Origin of the sequence: Streptomyces poonensis, from assembly GCF_014650915.1 — a bacterium.
In the GTDB taxonomy this organism is placed as follows: Bacteria; Actinomycetota; Actinomycetes; order Streptomycetales; family Streptomycetaceae; genus Streptomyces; species Streptomyces poonensis.
Window position 1 is genome coordinate 1,152,024 of the sequence record NZ_BMVW01000001.1, and the last position, 25,614, is coordinate 1,177,637.

Here is a 25,614-nt window from a genome sequence, read left to right on the forward strand (position 1 = left end):
GGCCCTCGGTCCTACAGGTCGTACACGACCGTCACGGGCGCGTGGTCCGACCAGCGCTCCGCGTGTGTGGCCGCCCGCTCGACGTATCCCTTGACCGCCCGTGCGGCCAGACCAGGCGTCGAGACATGGAGGTCGATCCTCCATCCCGAATCGTTGTCGAAGGCACGCCCCCGGTACGACCACCACGAGTACGGCCCCTCGACGTCCGGGTGCAGTGCCCGTACGACGTCGACGTAACCACCCTCCGCCGGATCGAGGACGCGGCTCAGCCACTCCCGCTCCTCCGGCAGGAACCCGGAGTTCTTCTGGTTCGCGCGCCAGTTCTTCAGGTCGGCCTGCTGGTGGGCGATGTTCCAGTCGCCGCAGACCACGACCTCGCGGCCGTCGGCGGCCGCACGCTCACGCAGTTCCTTCAGGTAGGCGAGGAACTCGTCCATGAAGCGGACCTTCTCGTCCTGCCGCTCGGTGCCGACCTCGCCGGAGGGGAGGTAGAGGCTGGCGACGGTGACACCGGGGAGGTCGGCCTCCACGTACCGGCCGCTCGCGTCGAACTCGGTCGAGCCGAAGCCGACCCGCACACGGTCGGGCTCGCGGCGCGTGTACAGGGACACCCCCGCCCGGCCCTTGGCCGCCGCGGGCGCGTGCAGGACGTGCCAGCCCTCCGGCTCCCTGACCTCCGCCGGCAGCTGCTGCGGCTCGGCGCGCACCTCCTGCAGACACAGGACGTCGGCCGAGGTCCCCGCGAGCCACTCCACGAAGCCCTTCTTCGCGGCGGCGCGGAGTCCATTGACATTGACAGAGGTAACAGTGAGCACACCGGAACGATACCGGCACAATGGACTGTCCCCTCGTGTGTTTGAGTGAATATACGGTGTGCAGCATGGATATACGCCGGGTCTCCTATGACCACCCCGACGCCCGCAAGCTCGACGACCAGGTCCAGGCCGAGTACGCCGTCCGCTACGGCGACGACGGTGACGCCACGCCCATGGCCGCGTCGGACTTCGAACCGCCGAACGGCATCTACCTGCTCGTCTACGACGAGAACGGGGTCCCGGTCGCCTCGGGCGGCTGGCGCGCCCAGGACGCCAACGACGAGGGCAACCGGGACGGCGACGCCGAGCTGAAGCGGATGTACGTGGTGGAGGAGATGCGCGGCCGGGGTCTCGCCCGCCGCGTCCTGGCGGCGCTGGAGGACGATGCCCGCGCGGCCGGCCGGGTCCGCATGGTCCTGGAGACGGGCACCAAGCAGCCGGAGGCCATAGCCCTGTACATCTCCAGCGGCTACGAGCCGTGCGAGAAGTTCGGCTACTACCGCTTCCACGACTCGAGCCTGTGCTACGCGAAGCAGCTGCAGGCGTAATCCGTGGGCCTGCCGTAGGTCAGCCGTAGGCCTGCGGGCGTGAGGGCGCCGGGAGTCCCGGGCGCCGCCTCACGCCCGCAGGTACGCCAGCACCGCCAGCACCCTGCGGTGCACGTCGTCGGCCGGAGGCAGGTCCAGCTTGGTGAGGATGCTGCCGATGTGCTTGCCGACGGCGGCCTCGGACACCACCAGGTGGCGCGCTATCGCGCCGTTCGACCTGCCCTCCGCGACCAGCGCCAGCACCTCCCGTTCGCGCGGGGTGAGCCGCTCCAGCGGATCGCGGCGCCTGCGCAGCAGCTGCCGTACGACCTCCGGGTCGACGACCGTGCCGCCGGCCGCTACCTCCCCCAGCGCGTCCACGAACTGCTCGACCTGGCCCACCCGGTCCTTCAGCAGATACCCGACGCCCGTTCCGTCGCCGGAGTCCAGCAGTTCGGACGCGTAGGCGCGCTGCACGTACTGGCTGAGGACCAGCACCGGCAGCGCGGGCCGCTCCGCGCGCAGCCGTACCGCCGCGTGCAGTCCCTCGTCCTGGAAGCCGGGCGGCATCCGTACGTCCGTCACCACGATGTCGGGCCCGTGCTCGGCGACGGCGGCGAGCAGCGCGGGCGCGTCGCCGACGGCCGCCACCACCTCGTGCCCGAACCGGGTGAGCAGACCGACGAGGCCGTCCCGCAGCAGCACGCTGTCCTCGGCCAGGACTATGCGGAGCGATCGGACACCGCGCTCGCCCCGCCCGACGTCCTCGCCGCGCCCGACTTCCTCGGCTCCCCCGACTCCCTCGGCCCGCTCGGCTCCCTCGGCCCTCTCGGCCCGCTCAACTCGGTCAGCTCGCACGGGATCTCCACACGCAACAGGGTCGGTCCGCCCGGCGGGCTGGACAGGGAAAGTCTGCCATCGAGGACCGACACCCGGTCCGCGAGACCGGTCAGCCCGCTGCCGCCGTCCGGGTCCGCGCCGCCGCGCCCGTCGTCGCGCACGGCGAGGATCAGCCTCCCCGTGCCGGGCTCCCCGCCTGGTCCCCCTCCTGGTCTCCCTCCTGATCCCCCGTCTGTTCCGCCGTCGTAGCCTCCGCGCACCTCCGCGCGGCTCGCCCCGCTGTGCTTGGCGATGTTGGCGAGCGCCTCGCAGACCACGAAGTACGCGGCCGTCTCCACCGACTGGGGCAGCCGTCCGGGCAGGTGCAGGTCGACGTCGACGGGGACGGTGCTGCGGTCGGCCGCGTCGGCGACGGCCGCCGCGAGTCCGTAGTCCGCGAGCACCTTGGGATGGATGCCGTGGATCAGCTCGCGCAGTTCGGCGAGGGCCCGGCCGGCCTCGTCGTGCGCCTTGGCGAGCTGGTCGGCGAGTGGTCCGGGCGGGACGTCGAGGCGGGCCAGGCCCAGCGTCATCGTCAGGGCGACCAGGCGTTGTTGCGCGCCGTCGTGCAGGTCGCGCTCGATGCGGCGCCGTTCCGCCTCGAAGGCGTCGACCAACCGGACACGGGACCGCGTGAGTTCGACGAGCCTGGCGTCGAGCTCGCCCTCGCGCGGGGCGATCAGCAGCCGGGTCAGCCCGGCCCGGGCGCCGGCCGCGACGCCGAGGACGTACGCGCCGACGGCCAGCAGGAGCACGCCCAGTACGGCGACTCCGCAGGCCGCCGGCCAGCCGGTGACCGTCCACTGCTTGAGCACCTTCGCCTCCCGGCCGTCGCCCACCGTCGCCAGCAGCAGCGGAGTGGCCGTCATCGACGCCGGGAAGAGCAGGGCGACCGTGACGACGAGGGCCTCGGCCGGCCACAACAGGACCGCGAACAGCAGAGTGTGGCCCAGCTCACGCCAGGTCAGGCGCTCCCGGACACGGGTGACGTACCAGCTCCACGGGCCCGGCCGGGCGGGCACGGCATGCGCGCCGGGTGCCGGGTCGCGGTCGACCAGCCGCAGCCTGCGCCGTTCGACCGCGGCCACGGGCAGGCCGACGAGGACCGTGGCGGCGAGGAGGGGAAGGCCGACCAGGACGATGGCCAGCACGCCGCCGACCGCCACCGTGGTCACGAGGGCCACCAGGACGGTCACACCGGCCACCACGCCCGTGAGCAGGTAGGCGGCGGCGCGCCAGGGCCACGCCGACAGCAGGAAGCCGGGCCGGGACATGGCCTGCCACACATGGGAGGGCGTGCTGCGAGGGTGCATGACGATCACCGTAGAAGGGCCGCGCCCGCCGTGCCATCGGGCCAGGCACCGGCTGAGGGTATGGCTGGCCATACCCCCAGGTCTCGGTCCTGCCGCACTGCGCCGCACCGCCGTCACGCGGTTTCGTTGAGTCACTCCACCACCAGTGCCGATCACCGGCGACGAGCAACGAGTGAGGACACGCGGCCAGATGACCGACCATGCGATCCAACTGCAATCCGTGACTCGGCGGTACGGAACGGGCAGCGGCCTCGTGACCGCGCTCGACCACGTCTCACTGGCCTTCCCCGCAGGCACCTTCACCGCCGTCATGGGCCCCTCCGGCTCCGGCAAGTCCACCCTGCTGCAGTGCGCCGCCGGCCTCGACCGCCCCACCGGTGGCTCGGTGCGGATCGGCGGCACCGAGCTGACGGAGCTGAGCGAGCGGAAGCTGACCCTGCTGCGCCGCGAGCGCATCGGGTTCGTCTTCCAGGCGTTCAACCTGCTGCCGTCCCTGACCGCCGAGCAGAACGTGGCGCTCCCGCTGCGCCTGGCCGGCCGGCGCCCGAAGAAGGCCCGGGTCCGCGAGGTGCTGCGCCAGGTCGGCCTCGGCGAACGGGCCGGGCACCGCCCCTCCGAGCTGTCCGGCGGCCAGCAGCAGCGGGTCGCCCTGGCCCGCGCGCTGATCACCCGCCCCGAGGTCCTGTTCGGCGACGAGCCGACCGGCGCCCTCGACTCGCGGACCGGCCGCGAGGTGCTGTCCCTGCTGCGCGGCATGGTCGACGCCGACGGCCGGACGGTCGTCATGGTGACCCACGACCCGGTGGCCGCCTCCTACGCCGACCGCGTCGTCTTCCTGGTCGACGGGCGCGTCCACGGCGAACTGGCCGGTGCCTCGGCCGACGCCATCGCCACCCGCATGACCGGACTGGAGGCCGTGCCGTGCTGACCCTCGCCCTGCGCACCCTGCGGACCCGCTGGACCACCTTCGCCGGCAGCTTCACGGCACTGTCGCTGGGCGTCGCCCTGCTCACCGTCATGGGACTGGCACTCGCCTCGTCGCTGGACGCCCCCGAGCGCCGGCCGGAGCGCTTCGCCGCCGCCCCGGTGGTGGTGAAGGGCAAGGACACCCTGCGCGTCACCACGCCGATCGGCGACCGGACCCAGGAACTCGCCCGGCCTAACGCCATACCCGCGCGCGTGGTGGCCGCCCTGAAGGAGCTGGGCACCGTCACCGAGGACCGTTCCTTCCCCGTGCGCGCCGAGGGCGGGCCCGACGACCTGGTGGGCCACCCCTGGTCGACGGCCGCCTTCGCCCCGTACGAGCTGACCGCGGGCCGCGCGCCGCAGGCGGCCCACGAGGTCGTCGTGACCGGCGACTGGGCTTCCGTCGGCGAGCGCCTGCGCACCGGTCACGGCACGGTGACGGTGGTCGGAACGACCGCGACCGCCCATGGAACCGGCTTCGAGAACGCCGTCTTCCACACCGACACCCGCGCCGCCCGCCTCTCCCCGCACAGCACCCAGCTCGTCGTGGACGCCGACGCCGCGGCCGTACGACGGGCCGTGGCCGGTACGGGCGGCGCGGACGGCGTCAGCGTCCTCACCGGCGACGCGCGTCGGCTCGCGGACGCCGACCCGGACCGGGACAGCGAGGCACTGGTCGCGCTGAACGCCCTGTTCGGCACGGCGGGCGGGGTCACGGGCTTCGTGTCGGTCTTCGTCGTGGCGTCGACCTTCGCCTTCGCGGTCGCCCAGCGGCGCCGGGAGTTCGGGCTGCTGCGCACCGCCGGCGCGACCCCGGGGCAGATCCGCCGGCTGGTCCTCGCCGAGGCCCTGCTCGTCGGTGTCCTCGCCTCGGCCGCGGGCTGCGCGCTCGGCGCCCAGGGCGCCCCTCACCTCGCCGAGTGGGTCGTCGACGGCGGCCTCGCGCCCGGCTGGTTCACGATCGGCGACCACATCTGGCCGTACCACCTGGCCTTCTGGACGGGCCTGCTGGTGGCGCTGTGCGGCGCGGTCGCCGCGTCCTGGCGAGCCGGGCGCACCGGCCCCACGGAGGCGCTGCGCGAGGCGTCGGTCGACAGCGGGACCATGACGTGGGGGCGCCTGCTGACCGGCGCGGCCCTGCTGACGGCCGCCGTCGTGACGCTCGCCCGGGCCCTGCTCACCGATCCGGGCGACCTGCTGCACCGCAAGACGTACGTGAGCCGCCCGATGCTGCTGATCACAGCGGTGGCGCTGCTGTCCCCGCTCCTCGTCCGCCCCCTGACCCGGCTGATCGCCTGGCTGCCCGCCCGACTGCCGTACGCGGGCGGCATGCTGGTCCGCGAGAACGCCGCCGCGGGCGTCCGGCGCACCGCCGCCGTCGCGGCGCCCGTTCTGGTGACGGTCGCCCTGACGGGCTCGCTGCTCGGGGCGACGGCCACCCTCAACGGGGCGAAGGCCACGGAGACACGCGACCGGACCACCGCCGACCTCATCGTCTCCGCCCCCACCGGAGCGGACTTCGACGAGGCGACGCTCGACCGGCTGCGGCAGGTACCGGGCGCCGAGATCTCCCCGACGGCGTCGAGTGCCGTGTACGTCCTGGAGGAGGGCACAGCACTGATCAAGTCGGAGGCGAGGGCGGCCGATCCGCGCCTGCTGGCCGCGACCGCACGGCTGCCCCTCACGGCCGGCCGCGTCAGCGACCTCGATGACGACTCGATCATCGTCAACGAGGAGTGGGAGCGGCACACCGTCGGCCAGGCCGTGACCGTCCACCTCGGCGACGGCACGAAGCGCAGACTGACAATCGCCGCGGTGATGTCCACCGGCACCGGCGACAACGGCGTGTACGTCACCCCGGCCAACGCTCCGCGCGCCCCGATCGACCGGGTCGACGTCCGCGTCGAGGCCGGCGCGGACACGTCGACCGTCGCCGCGGCCCTGCGCGAGGCGGCCGCGCCCACCGCCGCCCAGGTCCTCACCAAGGACCAATGGATACGGGCGACTCACCCCGAGACCGACGAGAAGACCCGTCTCGGCCTCCTCCTCGTCCTCGGCATCGCCCTCCTCTACACGGGTATCTCCCTGGCCAACACCCTGGTCATGGCGACCTCCGACCGCGTACGGGATCTGACGACCCTGCGGCTGACCGGTGCCACCACGGCCCAGGTACTGCGGCTGGTCGCCGGGGAGGCGCTGACGGTCGTGGCGGTCGGCGGAGTCCTGGGCCTGCTGGTGGCGGCGCTCAACCTGCTCGGCATGTGGGGCGCCCTGGGCCTGCAGTCGGTATGGACACCGCTCGAGATGCCCTGGCCGGCACTGGGCTCGGCCCTGGCGGCCTGCGCCGTCCTGGCGGTGGCCTCGGCGGTCCTGCCGGCCGCGTTGCTGGTGCGGCGGGGGGCGGCCCGGCCGGTGGGCGTACGGGACTGAAGGCGCCGCGGTACGGCCCGTGACACGACAGAACCCCTGTCGGTGCTCCCGACAGGGGTTCTGTGCTGCGTGGACCTGAGGGGATTTGAACCCCTGGCCCCCTCGATGCGAACGAGGTGCGCTACCGGACTGCGCCACAGGCCCTTGCAACGAGTGAAACTCTAGCATCCCCATCCGGGTGCTTGGAAATCCGTTCCCCGCTGGTCAACGGTGGCCCCCGGCGCGGCCGCAGAGGGCCACGCCTCCGGCCCTGGTCGCCGGGGCCTACTCGTTGGCCGCGCGGGGCCGGTCCCCGTCCTCGTACTGGTCGAACAGCGGCGTCCGTCCCCGTTCCCGCGCCCGACGTGCGGACGCGGCACGGCGGGCGTCGGTGCGCCCCCCGTCGGAACCGTCACCGTCCTCCGTGCCCTTCTCGGCCGAGGGGGACGAGGAAGGGGAAGGGGACGAAGCCTCGGGCGCGGCCCCGGATCCGGAGGCCGACCCGGGCGCGGTCCCGGGCAGCGGAGCCCCCAGCGTGGGCTCCGACTGCCGGTCCGACTCTCCCGCTCCCGGCTCGGCCGCGCTCGAGCGTGCCGAGCTCCACGCGTCCGGCGCTCCCATGTCGACGCTCGGGGTGGCCCGCGGAGCGACCGGAGCGGTCACGTACGTGGGGAGCGGCACCGGGACCGGGTCCCAGCTCTCGCCGTGGCCGGGCCGCCGCTGGCGCTCGCGCTGCTGGTCGATCCACTCCGCGTGGTCGGTCTGCTCGACGAGGGCCCGGCGGTCGGCCGCTAAGGCGGACAGATCCGGCCTGGTCTCCGCCTCGGGCCCGTCCTCCGGCTCGTCGGTGCCGTGGTCGGTCACCGGCCGGCGCGGGCGCTGCCGCTCGCGGAGCCGCTGCGCGGCCGCCTCGGCCCGCCGCCGGTCCATCGTGAAGGCGAACCGCCGCCGTTCCTGGGCGCGCAGATAGGCGATGTACGCGCTCAGCAGCACCGCGGGCACACCGGGCGCCCAGAGGAGCGCGAGCCCGCCGACCGCCGCGACGATCGACCCGAGCGTGAAGGCCAGGAAGAGCATCACGGTCGTACGCCGTCGGCGAGCGAGCGCCTTCGAGCGCTGCGCCCGGGCCGCGGCCTCCGCCGAGACACCTCGCCTCGCGAGCCCACCCGGCACCGGCTTCTTCCCGGCCCTGGCGGCGGGCGGCTGGGGCGCCTGGGACACCTGTGACGCCTCAGAGGCCGGAGCCTGGAACTGCGACGCCTGGGATGCCGGGAATGCCTGGGGTGCCTGGGACGACTCGGGTGCCTTGGCGCCTTGGCGCAGCTGACCGGACGGACCGGCGGAACGGCCCGACAGGGGTTCCTGCCGGCCCGGCGCCTTCTTGGTCTGCTGCGGCACCGCGCCGGACATCGGCCTCGGCGCCTGCTCCGTGCCGGTGAAGGACCCCACCGGGCCCTCCGCCGCGCCCGCGGGCCGTGCGCCGGACGACGCCGTGACGTCCGGGCCGGCCGGACCGGACCCGCCGCGTTCCGCCGGCAGCTGTGTCTTCGTCTCCGGTCGGTACGGAGGCATGGCGAAGGCCCGGACGTCCACCGAGTCGGTGACCGCCTCCGGGTCGACGGCGTGCTCCACCTCGTCGGCGGAGCGCGCCCGCAGGTCCTTGGCGTATCGGCGCTCCATACCCGCCCGTCCGGACAGCAGCCGGATGGCGGTGCTGAAGCGTTCCGTCGGACGGGCCTCGTTCAGCTCGTCCTGCCTACGGAGCCACATCGGCACCAAGTAGGCGGCCCAGGCCCCGACGATGACTGCGTAGATGAGGCCGCTGCTGCTCACGCCTCACACGGTAGAGGGGTTTGCATGAGGCCATCTGCCAATTGAGCCGGTGTGTCGCACGATCTGGCTGATATTTCGAGCTTTTTTTGTGACCGATGCGATCAGCAGCCCGCTGAGGCCGGGAGATTAACGCTTTGAGACGATCGGCAGCCGATCAATTTCGAACATGTATTTCATTTATGAGGCCGGTAACGCAATGCGTGAGGGGCATCGTGGTCACGCCGTGCTCGCGTCACGGGCGGTTCGGGCCGCTTCCCTCGGCGTTCCGCGCGTCCCGCGGAGCATTGCCGGCGCGAGCCTTGCGCCAGCGGGCCAGCAGTCCGCCCGGTACCTCTTCGGCGGTCAGCGCGTAGACCAGGTGGTCCCGCCAGGCGCCGTCGATGTGCAGATAACGCGGCCGCAGGCCTTCCTCGCGGAATCCGAGTTTCTCCACGACACGGCGGCTGGGCCCGTTCTCCGGGCGAATGCAGACCTCGATGCGGTGCAGGCCGACCGTGCGGAAGCAGTGGTCGACCGCGAGCGCCACCGCCGTCGGCATCACGCCCCGCCCGGCGACCGCCTCGTCGACCCAGTAGCCGACGTGCCCGGAGCACATCGAGCCCCAAGTGATCCCGGCGACCGTCAGCTGCCCGGCGAGCCGCCCCCGGTAGTCGATCACGAAGGGCAGCATCCGGCCCGCGCCCGCCTCCCGGCGCAGATGGCGGACCATCTGGCGGTAGGTCGGCCGGTGCCCGATCGGACCGCTGGGAGTGGGCGGCGGGATGGTCGCCTCCCAGGGGCGCAGCCAGTCCCGGTTGCGCTGGTTGACCTCCCGCCAGGCCTGCTGGTCGCGCAGCCTTATCGGCCGGAGGACGACATCGCCGTCGGCCAGCTCGACGGGCCAGGATGGGCTGTTCAGCTCGCACCCCCACTCGGTCGGGAGCCGTCCGCGCCGTCCGCAGGGGCGCCCCCGGAACCGCCGTGGTGCCCGGCGGACCCCGCGGTGCCGGGTGCCCCCGTGGCGTCGGCCGGCCCCGCGGTGCCGGTGGGCCTCGGGTGGTCCACGCCGCGCAGCTGGTCCACGGCGTGGATCAGCAGGGGCTCCAGTACGGCCAGGCCGTCCCGGACCCCGCCGGTCGAGCCCGGCAGGTTCACGATCAGGGTGCCGTCGGCGATCCCCGCCAGGCCCCGGGAGAGCGCCGCCGTGGGCACCTTCTCCCTGCCGTACGCCCTGATGGCCTCGGCGATGCCCGGCACCTCGCGGTCGAGCACGCTGCGGGTGGCCTCCGGGGTCCGGTCGGTGGGCGAGATGCCGGTGCCGCCGGTGGTCACGACGACGTCGTACCCGGCCCGGACGGCAACGCGCAGGGCGTTCTCCACGGGGTCCCCGTCAGGCACGACCCATGGGCCGTCCACGGCGAAGCCGAACGTCCGCAGCCCCTGAGCGATCAGCGGTCCGCCCTTGTCCTCGTACACACCCTTCGCCGCGCGGTTGGAGGCGGTGACGACCAGGGCCGAATACGGTGCGGTCAGGGCGCCTCCGGTGGGGGGCTCGTCCGGTGCCGTCATGTCCGGCTCCAGTCGCCCGACTTCCCGCCGGTCTTCTCCTCGACGCGTACGTCCGTGATGACCGCCCCCTTGTCGACCGCCTTGACCATGTCGATCACAGTGAGCGCCGCCACGGTGACCGCGGTGAGGGCCTCCATCTCCACGCCCGTGCGGTCGGTCGTCTTCACGGTGGCCCGGATCTCGACGGCGTCGTCCGCCACCGTCAGATCCACTGTGACACCCGCCACTGACAACGGGTGGCAGAGCGGGATCAGGTCGGGTGTGCGCTTGGCGCCCATGATGCCCGCGATGCGCGCGGTGGCGAGGGCGTCGCCCTTGGGCACCCCCTTGCCGCGCAGCAGTTCGACCACCTGCGGCGAGACGAGGACCCTGCCGCTCGCGCTCGCGGTGCGCGCGGTGACGTCCTTCCCCGATACGTCGACCATGCGGGCGGCTCCCGCCTCGTCGATGTGCGTCAGTCGGTCCTGCGTACTCATGTGGTGTGGCGCTCCCGGTCAGGGCCCGTCGCGGTGCGGCGCGTGGCCTCGTTGTGCGCGACACGGTACCCCCAAGCGCGAGCCCTCACCCCAGGAGGACTACCTCCACCTCGGTGCCGGGTTCGACCGACTCCACGTCCTCCGGGACGACGATCAGCGCGTCGGCGCGGGCGAGGGCGGCGACCAGATGGGAGGAGGCGCCTCCGACGGGGGTGACCTGGCCGTCGGCGTAGGTGCCGCGCAGGAACTGCCGGCGTCCCGCGGGCGAGGTGAGCGCCTTGGAGGCGTGGAGCGTCGCCCGGGCGGTGGGGCGGTGCAGGTCCTCCAGGCCCATCAGGGCACGGATCGCCGGCCGGACGAACAGTTCGAAGGAGACGTACGACGACACGGGGTTGCCCGGCAGCGCGAGCAGGGGTGTGTGGTCGGGGCCGATCGTGCCGAAGCCCTGCGGTTTGCCGGGCTGCATGGCGAGCCGGCGGAACTCGACGCCGCCGCCCGCCTCGTCCTCGTCGCCGACGGACTGCAGGGCCTCCTTGACCACGTCGTAGGCGCCCACGCTGACCCCGCCGGTGGTGACCAGCAGGTCCGCGCGGACGAGCTGGTCCTCGATGGTGGAACGGAGGATCTCGGCGTCGTCGGTGACGGCGCCGACCCGGTAGGCGATGGCACCGGCGTCGCGGGCGGCGGCCGTCAGGGCGAAGCTGTTGGAGTCGTAGATCTGGCCGGCGCCCAGGGCCACGCCGGGCGGCACGAGTTCGCTGCCGGTGGAGACGACGACCACGCGTGGGCGCGGGCGCACGCGGACCGTGGCGCGGCCGATCGCGGCGAGCAGCGCGATCTGCGGCGGGCCGAGGACGGTGCCCGCCGCCAGCGCCCGGTCGCCGGCCTGCACGTCGCTGCCCCGCGCGCGTACATGCGCGCGTGCCTCGGCGGCGCGGTGGACCTGCACCTGCCCGGTGGCGCCCTCGGGGGCGGCGCTGTGGGCGCGCATCCCGGCCGCGGGTCCCCGGCCGAGGCCGCCGTCGGTCCACTCGACGGGGACGACCGTCTCGGCGCCGGGCGGCAGCGGGGCACCGGTCATGATGCGTGCGGCCTCGCCCGGCCCGACATGGGGCTGTTCGCCCTGGCCCGCGGCCACGTCGCCGATCACCGTGAGGACGGCCGGGTACTCCTCACTCGCGCCCGCGACGTCCGCGACCCGCACCGCGTAGCCGTCCATGGAGCTGTTGTCGAAGGGCGGCAGCGAGACCGGCACCGTGACGTCCTCGACCAGGACACAGCCCTGGGCGTCGAGGAGTTGCAGCTCGATGGGGTCCAGGGGGCGGACCGTGGCGAGGACGTCCTCCAGGTGCTCGGTCACCGACCAGAGGCGGTCCGGGTCGGTGTCACGGGTCGCGGCGCTGCTCAACGTGGCTACATCTCCTCGGTCACATAACTGCGGAGCCAGGTCCGGAACTCCGGACCCAGATCTTCACGTTCGCACGCGAGTCTGACAATGGCACGCAGATAGTCGCCACGGTCGCCGGTGTCATAGCGGCGGCCCTGGAAGACGACGCCGTGCACGGGGCCGCCCACCTTCTCGTCGGCGGCGAGCTGCTGGAGCGCGTCGGTGATCTGGATCTCGCCGCCACGGCCGGGCTCGGTCTCGCGCAGGACGCCGAAGATGCGCGGGTCCAGGACATAGCGGCCGATGACGGCGTAGTTGGAGGGCGCGTCGGCCACGTCCGGCTTCTCGACCAGGCCCGTGACCTTGACGACGTCTCCGTCGTCGGTGGCGTCCACGGCCGCACAGCCGTAGAGGTGGATCTGCTCGGGAGCGACCTCCATGAGGGCGATGACGCTGCCGCCGTGCTGTTCCTGGACCTCGATCATGCGCTGGAGCAGGGGGTCGCGCGGGTCGATCAGGTCGTCGCCGAGGAGGACGGCGAAGGGCTCGTCTCCGACGTGCGGGGCGGCGCACAGGACGGCGTGACCGAGGCCCTTGGGGTCGCCCTGACGAACGTAGTGGATCATCGCGAGGTCGCTGGACTGCTGGACCTTGGCGAGGCGGCCGGCATCGCCCTTCTTCTCCAGGGCCGACTCGAGCTCGTAGTTCCGGTCGAAGTGGTCCTCCAGGGGACGCTTGTTGCGCCCTGTGATCATCAGGACGTCGTCGAGCCCCGCGGACACCGCCTCCTCGACCACGTACTGGATCGCGGGCTTGTCGACGACGGGAAGCATCTCCTTGGGAGTGGCTTTTGTGGCCGGAAGGAACCGTGTACCGAGACCGGCTGCGGGGATGACAGCCTTGGTGATCCTGGGCTTCGACTCAGTCATGGCCGAACCATATCCGGTGCCTTTGTGAGCACTCTGTGGATCCGGTTAATTCGTTCTCATATGAGCGGATTGAGAACAGTACGGGAGCATTTTGTGAGCCAGACCGGACACGGTGTCGAGCCTGACGAGCCTGACAAACGCACGTTGCGGCGATCCCTCCTGACGGTGAGAAACAGGTTGCCTGCGGATGACGTGCGGAAGACGGCGGACGCCCTCGCGCGGTGCGCCCTCGAACTGCCCGAACTCGCGCACGCGCGCACGGTTGCGGCGTACGTCTCCGTCGGCACCGAACCGGGCACCCTTCCGCTGCTCGACGCCCTCCACGCGCGCGGAGTGCGTGTCCTGCTGCCCGTCCTGCTGCCCGACAACGACCTCGACTGGGGCCCGTACGAGGGCGAGGGCTCCGTCCTGCCCGTTCAGTACGGCGGGCGGATGGCCCTCCTGGAGCCCGCGGGCGAACGCCTCGGGCCGTGGGCCGTGACGGAGGCCGACGTCGTCCTGCTGCCGGGCCTCGCCGTCGACGCGCGCGGTCTGCGGCTGGGCCGCGGCGGGGGCTCGTACGACCGCGTCCTCGCCCGGCTGGAGCGCGCGGGAACCGATCCGGCGCTGGTGGTGCTGCTGTACGACGCCGAGGTCGTCGACCGCGTCCCGGAGGAGCCGCACGACCGGGCGGTGCACGCGGTGGTGACCCCGTCGGGCGTACGGCGCTTCCGCACGCCGCACTGAACCACGCCAGCCCCTCCCCGTACGCGAAATGGCCCTCCACGCGCGCGTGGAGGGCCATTTCCGTCAGACCGCCGGGGGCGGGGTCAGGGCTTCAGCAGCAGTGTGTCGCTCGTGCTGTCCTTGACCGCCTTCTCCGTGAAGGACCAGGGCAACAGCTGCCCCTCGGCCCACTTGTCCGTCTGGTCGGTGTAGTGGGCGCTGTAGGCGTGTCCGGAGGCGCCGGTGAGGTTGATCCACCGGGATTTGTCGAGGTCGGCGAGGTTGACCACCATCCGCATCGACGGCACCCAGACGACGCCGTAGCCGCCGGCCGCGTTCCAGCCGGTCGCGTTGACCGTGGCCTCGCCGCCGCCGAGCTCCCAGGGGCCGCGGTTGAGCATGTACTGCAGGAAGCCGGGGCCCGAGGTGCCGAGGGTCTGGTTCTTCAGGAACAGGCGGTGCAGCCGGCCCCAGTTCCAGGTGTCCATGTCCTTGCCGAGCTTGGCGGTCAGCTCCCAGCGGGCGTCCTCCATGGCCCGCGCGAACAGCTCGTCACGGGTGTCGGCGGCCTCCTCCGTGCGCGTCGCCGGCGTGGACCACCAGTCGTTGTCCTCGTCGTCGACGATCCGGCGGACCACCTCGAACCAGCGGTCGCCGCCGTCCGGCTGCGCCTGGTCCGCGTCGCGCTCGCCGCACTCGCGCACCTTCTGGTCCTCGTCGGCCGGGCCGGTGCCGGTCGGCTCGACGTACAGGCACTGGCCCTTGACCCGCAGCTCCTTGGGCAGCTTGTTGCCGAAGGCGAGCTTGAGGATGTTGCGCCAGACCGCGTTGAAGTAGGCCGCCGCCGACGAGTCGGCGTCCTGGGTGTAGTCCCAGCCCTCCAGGAGCTTCTGCGCCTGGCGGACGTTCTTGTCGTCGACGTCGATGTTCAGCAGCTTGGGCACCAGCAGCCGGGCGATCTCGCTGCTGTTGTCGAGCTGCATCTGGCGCATGTCCTCGGTTGAGATCTTGCCGCCGCCCTTGATCTTCGACTCGATCAGGTCGGTGATCCGCTGGCTGCGCGTGCCGTAACCCCAGTCCGTGGTGAGCGTGTAGGGGTAGTCCTCCTCGTCGACGACGGCCTGGTTGGCGGTGACGATGTAGCCGCGCTCGGGGTCGTACTCGTGGGGCAGCTCGTCCTGCTTGATGTAGCCGGTCCAGTCGTAGTCGGAGTCCCAGCCGGGGGCCGGGACGGAGCCGTCGTGGCCCTCCGCGCGCGTGGGGATCTTCCCGGGCAGCTGGTAGCCGATGTGGTTCTCGGTGTCGGCGTAGATCAGGTTCTGCGAGGGGACGTCGAACAGGGCGGCGGCCTCGCGGAAGTCCGTCCAGTCCTTCGCCTTGTTCATCGCGAAGACGGCGTCCATGGAGGTGCCGGGGTCCAGCGCGGTCCAGCGCAGCGCGATGCCGTAGCCGTCGCCGCGGTCGGGGGCGGCGCTGTCCACGGTGGCCTTCTTGCCGACCTCGACGAGCTCGTCGTTGCGGTCGGAGAGCAGGGGGCCGTTGTTCGTGGTGCGGACGACGATCGTCTTGGACTTGCCGCCGGCGACCTTGATGGTCTCCTTGCGGGTCTCGAACGGCACCACCTTGCCGTCGTACTCGTAGCCCTCGCCGGTGAGCTTCTCCAGGTACAGGTCCGTGACGTCGACACCGGAGTTGGTGAAGCCCCACGCGATGTTCTGGTTGTGGCCGATGACGACACCGGGCATGCCCGCGAAGGTGTAGCCGGAGACGTCGTACTGGCACTTGGCGGAGACGCTGCGGCAGTGCAGGCCCATCTGGTACCAGACGGACGGCAGCGAGGCCGACAGGTGCGGGTCGTTGGCGAGCAGCGGCTCACCGGTGATGGTGTGGTCGCCGGAGACGACCCAGGAGTTGGAGCCGATGCCGTTGCCGTTCACGCCGACGGCGTCGGGCACGTCCTCCAGGACGTCGTAGAGGCCCATGAGCTGTGTCTGGAGCACCGCGGAGGCGTCGGTGGCGGTCCCGGTCCCCGCGGCCGTCCCGGTGCCCGTACCGCCCGTGCCGACCGTACCGCCCGTGCCGACCGTGTCGCCCGTGCCGCTCTGCGTGGAGCCGTCCGAGCTTCCCGTCCAGGTCTCGGTGAGCTCGTCGTACTGCCCCTCCTGCACGATCGCCTTGTTCCGGTCGTAGGGGTAGTCCGGGTACAGGTCGGCGATCTGCTTCGGGCCGAGGCGGCTGGTCATCAGGGCGCGGTCGATCTCGTCCTGCATGTTGCCGCGCAGGTCCCAGGCCATCGCCTTCAGCCACGCGATCGAGTCGACGGGCGTCCACTCCGCGGGCGCGTAGTCGTTGGTGAAGCCCAGGGCCGCGTACTCCAGGGAGATCTCCTCGCCCTTCTTGCCCTTGAGGTACGCGTTGACGCCCTTGGCGTACGCCCGGAGGTACTTCTTGGTCTCGTCCGACAGCTTGGACTCGTACTCCTCCTCGGCGACCCGGCTCCAGCCCAGCGTGCGCAGGAACTCGTCGTTGTCGACCTGGCTCTTGCCGAACATCTCGGAGAGCCGGCCCGAGGTCAGATGGCGGCGCACGTCCATCTCGTAGAACCGGTCCTGCGCCTGGACATAGCCCTGCGCCATGAACAGGTCCTCGTCGGAGGAGGCGTAGATCTGCGGGATCCCGTAGTCGTCGCGCCGGACGTCGACGGGTCCGGACAGGCCGTCCAGCGTGATGGATCCCTTGGTCTGCGGGAAGGAGGCCCGCACCGTGCTGACCGACCAGTACGCGCCGTAGGCGACACCGCCGATGATGGCCAGCACCAGGACGATCACGATAAGACGGGCTTTGCGCCCCTTCTTCCTGCCGGACTTGCCGGGCTTCTGTCCGGAAGAGGCGTTGGTGTTCGGGGGCATCGCTGTCCTTGCTGTCCTAACGCGAGCGGCAGGGCGGGCTGGTGCTTACTACTGAGCGCTGGGCGCTGGAGCAACCATAGGCGCAGGGCGGGGCACAGCTTGACGCGGAGTCGGCAACCAGCACGCACGGGCGTTCGATCATCGCCGCTGAAGCGTCAAGAAAGCGTCAAGAGTTAGGTAAGGTAACGAAGTAACTTGCACCGAAGTGCGCGCCGACGGCCTGCTACGTGTGGCGCGGTCACTGCCCGGTCCGGCGAGAAGGGAACAGCCCCTGACTGTCCACCACCTCAACCAGCTCCTGCTCATCTGCGCGGTCGTCCTGCTCGTCGCGGTGGCAGCGGTCCGGATATCGTCGCGCAGCGGGCTCCCCAGCCTGCTCGTCTATCTGGGCATCGGCATCGCCATGGGCCAGGACGGCATCGGGGACATCCACTTCGACAGCGCCGAACTGACCCAGGTCATCGGCTACGCGGCCCTCGTCGTGATCCTGGCGGAGGGCGGCCTCGGCACGAAGTGGCACGAGATCAGACCGGCCCTGCCCGCCGCCAGTTCACTGGCGCTCGTCGGCGTCGCGGTGAGCGTCGGCGTCACCGCCGCGGGCGCCCACTACTTGATCGGGCTGGAATGGCGGCAATCGCTCATCATCGGGGCGGTGGTCTCCTCCACCGACGCGGCGGCGGTCTTCTCCGTACTGCGCAAGATCCCCCTCCCCGCGCGCGTGAAGGGCGTTCTGGAGGCCGAGTCCGGGTTCAACGACGCCCCGGTGGTCATCCTGGTCGTCTCGTTCTCCACCACGGGCCATGTCGAGCACTGGTACGTCCTGCTCGCCGAGATCGCGATGGAGCTGGCCATCGGTGCGGCCATCGGCCTCGCGGTGGGCTGGCTCGGCGCCTTCGGGCTGCGGCACGTGGCCCTGCCCGCCTCCGGCCTCTACCCGATCGCCGTCATGGCCATCGCGGTCACCGCGTACGCGGCCGGGGCCCTCGCCCACGGCAGCGGTTTCCTAGCCGTCTACCTGGCCTCCATGGTGCTCGGCAACTCCAGGCTGCCGCACTGGCCCGCCACGCGCGGCTTCGCCGAAGGGCTCGGCTGGCTCGCCCAGATCGGCATGTTCGTGCTGCTCGGACTGCTCGTCACCCCGCACGAGATGGGCGACGACATCCTGCCCGCGATCGTCATAGGCCTGGTGCTGACCATGGTGGCCCGGCCGCTGAGCATCGTGATCGGCCTGCTGCCGTTCCGGGTGCCGTGGCAGGAGCAGGCCCTGCTGTCCTGGGCCGGGCTGCGCGGCGCGGTGCCGATCATCCTCGCCACCATCCCGATGGTGAACGGCGTCGAGTCCAGCCACCGGATCTTCAACATCGTCTTCGTCCTGGTCGTCGTCTACACCCTGGTCCAGGGGCCCACCCTGCCCTGGCTGGCCCGCAAGCTGCGGCTCGGCGAGGGGTCCGAGGCCGCCGACCTCGGTATCGAGTCGGCACCCCTGGAGCGGCTGCGCGGACATCTGCTGTCCGTACCGATCCCGGACGGGTCGAGGATGCACGGCGTCGAGGTCAACGAGCTGCGGCTGCCCACGGGCGCCGCCGTCACGCTCGTCGTACGGGACGGGACGTCGTTCGTACCGCTGCCGACCACGGTGCTGCGGCGCGGCGACGAGCTGCTCGTGGTGACCACGGACCCCGTCCGGGACGCGGCGGAGAGGCGCCTGCGAGCCGTCGGCCGGGGCGGCAAGCTGGCCGGATGGCTGGGAACGGGGAACGACGGGGCGAGCACGTGATCCTGCCCACAGGGGCAGGGGCGACGGGACGCGTTCCTCGCACGCACGCGATCGTGCTCACGGTCGGGGTTCGTCCAGGGCCGGGGCGGTTTGCACGATCAGGCTTGGCCACGGCCGGGGCGGTTTCCACGATCAGGGCTTGCGGTCGCGGCTTGTATACGATGAAGACCCATCTTGATCGGACCACCCCTGCCTGACGCAGGGCTGGCGCGACCGTATGGCGGCCGGGACACCCCCACGGCGGGCGCCGGTATCTACCGCAGTACGCGCGAGAGGACAGCCCTCGGCGCCCCCGCACGGGCGCTACCAGGCAGCAGAAAGGCACGGGCCGTGGCATCCACGGTCACCTCGACGTCGTCCCGCCCGGGTTACGGGCAGCTGCTGCGCACCCGCGGCGCCTGGACGTTTCTGCTCCCCGGCTTCGCGGCGCGTCAGCCGTTCGCGATGCTGACCATCTCCATCGTGCTGCTGGTGCAGCACACCACCGGTTCCTACGGGGCGGCCGGCGCCGTGGCCGCCGTCACCGGTGTCTCCATGGCGCTGTTCGCCCCGTACAGCGGCCGTCTGGCCGACCGGCACGGACAGCGGGCGGTGCTGATCCCCGGCGTGCTGCTGCACACCGTGGCGGGGCTCTCCCTCACCGCGCTGGCCCTGGCGGACGCCCCCCTGTGGACCCTGTTCGCCGCGGCTGTGCCCACCGGTGCCTCGGTGCCGCAGGTCGGGCCCATGGTGCGGGCCCGCTGGGGTGTGAAGCTCCAGGGCTCGCCCCTGATGACGACCGCGGCGGCCTTCGAGTCCGTCACGGACGAGCTGACCTTCGTACTCGGCCCGCTGGTGGCGACCGCGCTGTGCACCGCCGTGGACCCCGCGGCCGGCCTGGTCACGGAGGCGGCGCTGACGCTGCTCGGCGGACTGCTGTTCGCGGCACAGCGCGGTACGCAGCCTTCTCCCGCCGCCGACGAGCACGCGCGCGTGAAGCACGATCCTGCACTGCGGGTGCCCGGCGTACGTGTCCTGGTCGTCACGTTCCTGGGCATCGGCACCGTCTTCGGCGGCATGCAGGTGTCGCTCGCGGCGTTCACCGAGTCGATCGGCGAGCCGGGCCTGAACGGTGTCCTGTACGGCGTCTTCGCCGCGGGCAACATGCTCTCCGGCGTCGTCTGCGGCGCCATCGCCTGGAAGGCGGCCCCGCAGCGGCGGCTGGTCGTCGGGTACGCCGCGCTCGCGCTCACGGCGTCGGGCCTGTGGGCCGCCCACTCCGTACCGCTCCTCGCCGGCCTCGGCCTGCTGGTCGGCATGTGCATCGCCCCCTCACTGATCACCGGCTACACGCTGGTCGAGGACCTGGTCGCGGCGGGCGCCCGCACCGAGGCCTTCACCTGGCTGACCGGTGCGGTGGCGCTCGGCCAGGCGGCCGCCGTCACGGTCGCCGGCCAGCTGGAGGACCGCCTGTGGGACGGGGCCGGATTCCTGGTCCCGATGGCGGGCACCGTGCTGGCCCTGGTGACCCTCGTGGCCCTGCGGTCGCGCCTGGTGGCCCCGTCCCAGGGGCGCACGGTGGCGCGTGGCGTCGGTCACCGACAGGCGGTCCCAGTGGACTGATCCCCGGGAATACGTCACTATGGACCGTCGTTAGCACTCATCGAGTGAGAGTGCCAGGAGGAAGACACAGTGCCGACGTACCAGTACCAGTGCACCGAGTGCGGTGAGGGCCTCGAAGCGGTGCAGAAGTTCACCGACGACGCCCTGACCGAGTGCCCCAACTGCGGTGGCCGCCTGAAGAAGGTTTTCTCCGCGGTCGGCATCGTCTTCAAGGGCTCCGGCTTCTACCGGAACGACAGCCGCGGCTCGTCCTCGAGCAGCAGCCCGGCGTCGCCCGCCAAGTCGACGTCCTCGTCGTCCTCCTCGGACTCGTCGTCCTCGACCACGAGCTCGTCGTCCACGACCTCCTCGTCGAGCGGCAGCTCGGCCGCGTAAGCGGATCCGGGCGGTGCCGACGGGCACCCGAAGACTCACAGGACCCCGCCGTCGTACGACGGCGGGGTCTCTGGCATTCCCGGCCCCGGTTAGGGTGCGGGCATGGCGAACACGGGCAACGGCACGGCCGAGATCGGTGTCATCGGCGGTTCCGGCTTCTACTCCTTCCTCGACGACGTCACCGAGATACAGGTCGACACTCCCTACGGGCCGCCCAGCGACTCCGTCTTCCTCGGCGAGCTCGCCGGGCGCCGGGTCGCCTTCCTGCCCCGTCATGGACGCGGCCACCATCTGCCGCCGCACCGGATCAACTACCGTGCCAACCTGTGGGCGCTGCGGTCGGTCGGAGTGCGCCAGGTGCTCGGCCCCTGTGCGGTGGGCGGGCTGCGGCCGGAGTACGGGCCGGGCACGCTGCTCGTGCCGGACCAGCTGGTGGACCGTACGAAGTCCCGGGCACAGACGTACTTCGACGGACTGCCGCTGCCCGACGGCACCGTCCCCCATGTCGTCCACGTCTCGCTGGCGGACCCGTACTGCCCCATCGGCCGCAAGGTCGCGCTGGAGGCGGCGCGCGGGCGGGACTGGGAGCCGGTGGACGGCGGCACCCTGGTCGTCGTCGAGGGCCCGCGCTTCTCGACGCGCGCCGAGTCGCTCTGGCACCAGGCGCAGGGCTGGTCGGTGGTGGGCATGACCGGCCACCCCGAAGCGGCGCTCGCCCGGGAGCTGGAGCTCTGCTACACCTCGCTGACCCTGGTCACCGACCTCGACGCGGGCGCCGAGACGGGCGAGGGCGTCTCGCACGAGGAGGTGCTGGAGGTGTTCGCCGCGAACGTCGACCGGCTGCGGGGCGTGCTGTTCGACGCGATCGCCGCGCTGCCGCCGAACGGGACACGGGACTGCCTGTGCAGCGAGGCGCTGGGGGGAATGGATCCGGGGTTCGGGATGCCGTGACGGGTTCCGGAGTGCCGTGACGGGGCCGGAGTGCTGCGGAACTCTCCGTTCGGGTGCGGGAGTTATCCACAACCCGTTCGTTGTCCACGGGCGTCAGCAGACCACGCCGCGAAGCCTCATCGTGGGACCGCAAGCCGATCCCACGCAGCAGGCGGTGACTCATGTTCCCTCGTTCGCCCTCCTCACCCGTTCCTTCGGTCGCACCCGCTCCGACCGGCATCCCACTGGGTCCCGACGCGCCTCCGACCTGCGACGTTCCCCATTTCGCCCCACTGAGGACGCACGGGGCACGGGCGCGGCTGCGACGGCTGGCACGGTGCCGCAGGCGGGCCGTGGCGGCCGGGCTGGCCGTGACCGCGGCGGCACTGGTCGCGGCGGGACCGCGAGACGCGGAGGGGGTGCGGGACGGGCAGCGGGCGCGCGGCCATCCGGTGACCGAGCCGGTGCGGGAGGAGCGGCGGGCCGGGCAGCGGGCTGTCACGAAGGTCTCCGCACCGGTACGGATCGCCGACGCGGCCACCGTGCGGCTGCTCCGCCCCGGCGACCGGGTCGACGTGATCGCGGCCGAGGACTCGCCGGCAGCCGGCGGTCACGCGCGAGTGGTCGCACGGGGGGCGCGGGTCACGCAGGTACCGGCGGCGAGCTCCGCCGAGACCGGTGCGCTGATCGTTCTGTCCGTTCCCAGAGCCACGGCCGCGCGGCTGGCCGGCGCCGGCGCGACCGCACGGTTGGCGGTGACCCTGTGGTGAGGGTGGCGGAAGCGGCCCTGCCTGCGCCGGGTACCTGGCCCGGGTTCTGCGACTGGACAGGCCCGGGACGCCCTGCCGTAGGTTGCGGAGTCGATCGTTCCGCACAGAGCACGAGAGAGGTCTCCGGTGAGCGAGCAGAAGAAGCCGAGTGTCCTGGAGGGTTTCAAGGCCTTCCTGATGCGGGGGAACGTCGTCGACCTGGCCGTCGCGGTCGTCGTCGGCGCGGCTTTCACCAACATCGTCAACTCGGTGGTGAAGGGAATCATCAACCCGCTGGTGGGGACGTTCGGCACGAAGAACCTCGACAGCTACAGCGCATGCCTGAAGGGACCGTGCGAAGTGGCCGCGGACGGCACGGAACACGGCGTGCGGCTCCTGTGGGGCTCGGTGCTCGGTGCCACCCTGACCTTCCTGATCACCGCGGCCATCGTCTACTTCCTGATGGTCCTGCCGATGTCCAGGTACCTAGCGCGGCAGGAGGCCCGCCGGAAGCAGAAGGAAGGCACACAGGAGACCGTCGAGGTGACCGAGCTGGAGGTCCTCAAGGAGATCCGGGACGCCCTGGTGGCCCAGCGGGGTCCGGGGACGGGCCCGGGCCAGGACCGCGCATAGCGCGGGTCTCAGAGGTGGTGGGGCGGCTTCTCGTCGAGGAAGCGCTTCAGGTCGGCCGCCGCGTCGCCGTCACGGTCGCCGGAGAGCTCACCCCACCCGCGGTCGGTGTCGTCCGCCGACTGCTGGCTGAGCGGGTCGTCGAAGACCAGCGCGGCCTTGGGGTCGCGCGGCCCGGATGCGGATGCGGATGCGGCGGTGCTCATGTCCCCAGGGTACGGCGCTGTGCACGGACGACGGCGGGAGACAGCCGACCGGGGACCGGACGACGACGAGAAGCAGCCGACCGGAGATCGGACGACGGCGGAAAGCGGCCACCGGCTTCCGGGAGGCGACACAGTGGGGCCCGGCGGCGGAAGACTCCTCCCATGAGGGTCGACGCTCTGACGGATGTCATGGGGCTACGAGTGGGGCACGCCACCCGGATCGGCGCCGGCCGGCTCACCGGGACCACGGTCGTCCTCGCCCCGGAAGGCGGCGTCGTGGCGGCCGTGGACGTGCGCGGCGGCGGGCCGGCCACCAGGGAGACGGACGCGCTCGACCCACGGAACGTGGTGCAGAGGATCGACGTGGTCGTGCTGACCGGGGGCAGCGCGTACGGGCTGGACGCGGCGTCCGGTGTGATGGGCTGGCTGGAGGAGCGCGGGCGCGGGGTGCGGGTCGGGCCCGAACCGGCGCACGTCGTTCCGGTGGTGCCCGCCGCGTGCGTCTTCGATCTGGGGCGGGGCGGTGACTTCCGGGCCCGGCCCGACGCCGCCACGGGCCGCGCCGCGGTCGAGGCCGCCGCCGCGAACGCGACGGGCGCACCGGTCGAGCAGGGGTGCGTGGGCGCGGGCACGGGGGCCGCGGTGGGCCACCTCAAGGGCGGCGTGGGCACGGCGAGCACCCTGCTGGAGTCGGGCATCACGGTGGCCGCGCTGGTGGTGGCCAACGCGGCCGGGTCGGTGATGGATCCGAGGACGGGGGTGCTGTACGGGGAGTTGCTGGAAGAAGGGGGACGTACGGCAGTTCCGGCGGCCGCGGTCCACGAGGCCGCGCGGCGGCGGCTCGCGGAGGCTGCCGCGCGGAACGTCCCGTCCCCGCGGAACACCACCCTCGCCGTGGTCGCCACCGACGCCGATCTCACCCGTGCCCAGGCCCAGAAGCTGGCGGGCACGGCCCACGACGGCATCGCCCGCGCCGTACGGCCCGTTCACCTGCTCAACGACGGCGACACGGCGTTCGCCCTGGCGACCGCCGCCCGTCCGCTGTCTTCGGCGGGACCGCCGGCCATGCGAGCCGTGCAGGCCATGCAGGCTCTCCAGGCCCTCAACGAGGTGCTCGCGGCGGGCGCGGACATGGTGACGCGCGCGATAGTACGGGCGGTCCGCGCGGCCGAGTCCGTGGCCGGTCCGGGCGGGATGTGGCCGGCGTACAACGCGCTGTACGGGGAATACGCAGCACGCGGCGTGGTTGAGTGAAAGCCGGGTGAAAAAGGCCCTCACCAGGGGCCGTCAGCGGAATCGTGGGGCTGTTCGGGAACCTCGCGCGGGACTCGTGCGTTTTTTGGGCGTACGTTTTCTCGGTTTCCGGACATGATGTCCGACCGAGGGGCTACGGTATGCACCCACTAGGTGACATGCAGCAACGCCGGGAGAAACCTTGAGCGTTCCGTACGAGACGGCAGCGTACGAGCCACCCGAGTCGCCCGAGTCTCCGGAAGAGCACCTCGCGCGACTCCTCGGCCGCGCCCTGAACTCCTTCGAGTTGCCCGACGAGACGATAAGGCGGCTCGACTGCGCGCTGGCCCACGACAGTTCGCTGCACTCGGCGCACTACAGCGCGGGACTGCACCGGACGACGTACCGGCACACCTGGCTGCTCGCCGACGGGTCCGCGCTCACCCTGTGGGAGCTCGCGCACAACACGGCCCCGGACAGCCGCCCCCAGCACGAGCTGTACGTGGACGAGGAGGAGCTGCATGCCGCCACCGCGCGGCTGCCGCTGCCGCCGGACGCACCGGAGTTCGAGCTGCCGGTGACGCCGGAGGTGGCGCCACTGCCCGAGCCGCGTCACGAGTATCTGCCGGACGACTCCGCCGACCACGCGCGCCGGCTGCTGCGGCGCGCGGAGAACGCGGACCCGCCGGGCGGCGAGCTGGCCGCCCTGCTGCTGCGCACGGCGTTCGCGCACGAGATCACGCAGGCGTTCGGGCGTCCGACCCGGCCGGGCCACGCGGGGCCGAGCTTCTCGCTGTACGAGCACGCGTTCTTACTGACCGACGGGCGGGAGATCTCCCTGTGGGAGGTCGAGCACACGGCGACCCCGGACGGCCACCACATGTGCGAGGTCTACGCGACGGAGGACGCGGCCCGGGAGGCCATGGAACGTCGGGCGGCAAGCCGGGGGTGACCCGCGCGTGCCCCCGCGTGCCCCCCTCTTACGACTTCTTACGAGCGGTCGTCGGAGCGGTCACCGGAGCGGTCGTCGCTGAGCTGACGGACCAGGGCGAGGAAGGCGTCGCGTTCCGCCGAGGTCAGTTCGACGTCCTCCGCGTGAGAGGCCCGGTGGCGCTGGCGGGGCAGGGAATGGAGGGTGCGGGTGCGGGTACGGCGGCGAGGCGTACCCGTGAGGTGGCGACGGTGCACGGGGACGCCCCGGCGCAGGACGCGAACCAGCACGGCGACCCAGATGGCCGCCGACACCGCGAGGGTGGCCACGCCCACCAGCTGAAGGATCGACATGTGCTCAGGCATGCGTTCCAGTGAACACCACCATCCAGGACATCGGCGCTGCATCGTGATGCATCTCGCAGGTGGGGCGAAGAGGGCACGAACAGCGCACCACGGACAGGCATCACCGACACCCCGACACCG

Annotated in this window: 24 protein-coding genes and 1 tRNA gene; 12 read left to right on the forward strand and 13 right to left on the reverse strand. The window is 72.1% G+C overall.

Annotated elements, in window-relative coordinates:
- Positions 1-11: 11 nt before the first annotated feature.
- Entirely contained in the window at positions 12-815 is an 804-nt protein-coding gene (locus IE242_RS05150) for an exodeoxyribonuclease III (protein WP_189855639.1), read from the reverse strand.
- 65 nt (positions 816-880) lie between these two features.
- Here IE242_RS05150 and IE242_RS05155 point away from each other — a divergent pair, with 65 nt between their 5' ends.
- Positions 881-1,363 (forward strand): GNAT family N-acetyltransferase, encoded by a 483-nt coding sequence (locus IE242_RS05155; RefSeq protein ID WP_189855641.1) that lies wholly within the window; start codon positions 881-883, stop codon positions 1,361-1,363.
- 69 nt (positions 1,364-1,432) lie between these two features.
- Here the strand turns inward: IE242_RS05155 and IE242_RS05160 are convergent, their stop codons facing one another.
- Both IE242_RS05160 and IE242_RS05165 read right to left on the reverse strand, forming a co-directional pair.
- Positions 1,433-2,068 (reverse strand): response regulator, encoded by a 636-nt coding sequence (locus tag IE242_RS05160; RefSeq protein WP_189856420.1) that lies wholly within the window; start codon positions 2,066-2,068, stop codon positions 1,433-1,435.
- Positions 2,065-3,495 carry a sensor histidine kinase gene (locus IE242_RS05165; RefSeq protein WP_189856422.1) on the reverse strand — a complete coding sequence of 477 codons (1,431 nt, stop codon included), beginning with the start codon at positions 3,493-3,495 and terminating at the stop codon, positions 2,065-2,067. Before IE242_RS05165 ends, IE242_RS05160 begins: the two co-directional genes overlap by 4 nt.
- Positions 3,496-3,724: 229 nt before the next feature.
- Here IE242_RS05165 and IE242_RS05170 point away from each other — a divergent pair, with 229 nt between their 5' ends.
- Both IE242_RS05170 and IE242_RS05175 read left to right on the forward strand, forming a co-directional pair.
- Positions 3,725-4,462, forward strand: a complete 738-nt coding sequence (locus IE242_RS05170; protein WP_189855643.1) for an ABC transporter ATP-binding protein — start codon at positions 3,725-3,727, stop codon at positions 4,460-4,462.
- Entirely contained in the window at positions 4,456-6,930 is a 2,475-nt protein-coding gene (locus IE242_RS05175; RefSeq protein ID WP_189855645.1) for an FtsX-like permease family protein, read from the forward strand. The genes IE242_RS05170 and IE242_RS05175 overlap by 7 nt, the downstream gene beginning before the upstream one ends.
- Before the next feature lie 70 nt (positions 6,931-7,000).
- On the opposite strand, the gene IE242_RS05180 is transcribed toward IE242_RS05175, so the two are convergent.
- The 7 genes from IE242_RS05180 to galU form a co-directional block, all read right to left on the reverse strand.
- Positions 7,001-7,074 (reverse strand) — tRNA-Ala (locus tag IE242_RS05180).
- Positions 7,075-7,194: 120 nt separating this feature from the next.
- Positions 7,195-8,742, reverse strand: coding sequence for a divisome protein SepX/GlpR (gene sepX, locus IE242_RS05185; RefSeq protein WP_189855647.1), 1,548 nt, complete (start codon positions 8,740-8,742; stop codon positions 7,195-7,197).
- 232 nt (positions 8,743-8,974) lie between these two features.
- Positions 8,975-9,640 (reverse strand): GNAT family N-acetyltransferase, encoded by a 666-nt coding sequence (locus tag IE242_RS05190; protein ID WP_189856424.1) that lies wholly within the window; start codon positions 9,638-9,640, stop codon positions 8,975-8,977.
- Positions 9,637-10,290 (reverse strand): MogA/MoaB family molybdenum cofactor biosynthesis protein, encoded by a 654-nt coding sequence (locus IE242_RS05195; RefSeq protein ID WP_189855649.1) that lies wholly within the window; start codon positions 10,288-10,290, stop codon positions 9,637-9,639. Before IE242_RS05195 ends, IE242_RS05190 begins: the two co-directional genes overlap by 4 nt.
- On the reverse strand, positions 10,287-10,766 hold the full coding sequence (moaC, locus tag IE242_RS05200) for a cyclic pyranopterin monophosphate synthase MoaC (protein WP_189855651.1): 480 nt from the start codon (positions 10,764-10,766) through the stop codon (positions 10,287-10,289). Before moaC ends, IE242_RS05195 begins: the two co-directional genes overlap by 4 nt.
- Before the next feature lie 85 nt (positions 10,767-10,851).
- Positions 10,852-12,174 (reverse strand): molybdotransferase-like divisome protein Glp, encoded by a 1,323-nt coding sequence (glp, locus tag IE242_RS05205; protein ID WP_189855653.1) that lies wholly within the window; start codon positions 12,172-12,174, stop codon positions 10,852-10,854.
- Positions 12,175-12,179: 5 nt separating this feature from the next.
- On the reverse strand, positions 12,180-13,082 hold the full coding sequence (gene galU, locus IE242_RS05210; RefSeq protein WP_189855655.1) for a UTP--glucose-1-phosphate uridylyltransferase GalU: 903 nt from the start codon (positions 13,080-13,082) through the stop codon (positions 12,180-12,182).
- 60 nt (positions 13,083-13,142) lie between these two features.
- On the opposite strand from galU, the gene IE242_RS05215 reads away from it, so the two are divergent.
- Positions 13,143-13,808 (forward strand): 5-formyltetrahydrofolate cyclo-ligase, encoded by a 666-nt coding sequence (locus IE242_RS05215; RefSeq protein ID WP_189855657.1) that lies wholly within the window; start codon positions 13,143-13,145, stop codon positions 13,806-13,808.
- An 83-nt stretch (positions 13,809-13,891) separates the two neighbouring features.
- On the opposite strand, the gene IE242_RS05220 is transcribed toward IE242_RS05215, so the two are convergent.
- Positions 13,892-16,696 (reverse strand): penicillin acylase family protein, encoded by a 2,805-nt coding sequence (locus tag IE242_RS05220; protein WP_189855659.1) that lies wholly within the window; start codon positions 16,694-16,696, stop codon positions 13,892-13,894.
- 205 nt (positions 16,697-16,901) lie between these two features.
- Between IE242_RS05220 and IE242_RS05225 the strand changes: the two genes are divergently transcribed.
- The 6 genes from IE242_RS05225 (at position 16,902) to mscL (ending at position 22,762) form a co-directional block, all read left to right on the forward strand.
- Positions 16,902-18,473, forward strand: coding sequence for a potassium/proton antiporter (locus tag IE242_RS05225; protein ID WP_229858180.1), 1,572 nt, complete (start codon positions 16,902-16,904; stop codon positions 18,471-18,473).
- A 330-nt stretch (positions 18,474-18,803) separates the two neighbouring features.
- Positions 18,804-20,075 (forward strand): MFS transporter, encoded by a 1,272-nt coding sequence (locus IE242_RS05230; protein WP_189855661.1) that lies wholly within the window; start codon positions 18,804-18,806, stop codon positions 20,073-20,075.
- 69 nt (positions 20,076-20,144) lie between these two features.
- Entirely contained in the window at positions 20,145-20,450 is a 306-nt protein-coding gene (locus tag IE242_RS05235; RefSeq protein WP_189855663.1) for an FmdB family zinc ribbon protein, read from the forward strand.
- A gap of 102 nt (positions 20,451-20,552) precedes the next feature.
- Complete coding sequence (locus tag IE242_RS05240) at positions 20,553-21,401, forward strand: S-methyl-5'-thioadenosine phosphorylase (RefSeq protein ID WP_189855665.1); 849 nt, start codon at positions 20,553-20,555, stop codon at positions 21,399-21,401.
- A 161-nt stretch (positions 21,402-21,562) separates the two neighbouring features.
- Entirely contained in the window at positions 21,563-22,150 is a 588-nt protein-coding gene (locus IE242_RS05245) for a hypothetical protein (protein WP_189855667.1), read from the forward strand.
- A gap of 126 nt (positions 22,151-22,276) precedes the next feature.
- Complete coding sequence (mscL, locus tag IE242_RS05250; RefSeq protein ID WP_189855669.1) at positions 22,277-22,762, forward strand: large conductance mechanosensitive channel protein MscL; 486 nt, start codon at positions 22,277-22,279, stop codon at positions 22,760-22,762.
- Positions 22,763-22,770: 8 nt separating this feature from the next.
- Here mscL and IE242_RS05255 read toward each other — a convergent pair whose 3' ends face one another.
- Complete coding sequence (locus IE242_RS05255; protein ID WP_189855671.1) at positions 22,771-22,965, reverse strand: hypothetical protein; 195 nt, start codon at positions 22,963-22,965, stop codon at positions 22,771-22,773.
- A gap of 162 nt (positions 22,966-23,127) precedes the next feature.
- On the opposite strand from IE242_RS05255, the gene IE242_RS05260 reads away from it, so the two are divergent.
- Together IE242_RS05260 and IE242_RS05265 are read left to right on the forward strand one after the other, a co-directional pair.
- A complete protein-coding gene (locus IE242_RS05260; protein ID WP_189855673.1) occupies positions 23,128-24,219 on the forward strand; it encodes a P1 family peptidase in 1,092 nt (363 codons plus the stop codon).
- Positions 24,220-24,400: 181 nt separating this feature from the next.
- A complete protein-coding gene (locus tag IE242_RS05265; RefSeq protein ID WP_189855675.1) occupies positions 24,401-25,150 on the forward strand; it encodes a DUF6227 family protein in 750 nt (249 codons plus the stop codon).
- A gap of 38 nt (positions 25,151-25,188) precedes the next feature.
- On the opposite strand, the gene IE242_RS05270 is transcribed toward IE242_RS05265, so the two are convergent.
- Positions 25,189-25,494: a hypothetical protein gene (locus tag IE242_RS05270; RefSeq protein ID WP_189855676.1), complete on the reverse strand. Its 306-nt coding sequence runs from the start codon at positions 25,492-25,494 to the stop codon at positions 25,189-25,191.
- Positions 25,495-25,614: the final 120 nt, after the last annotated feature.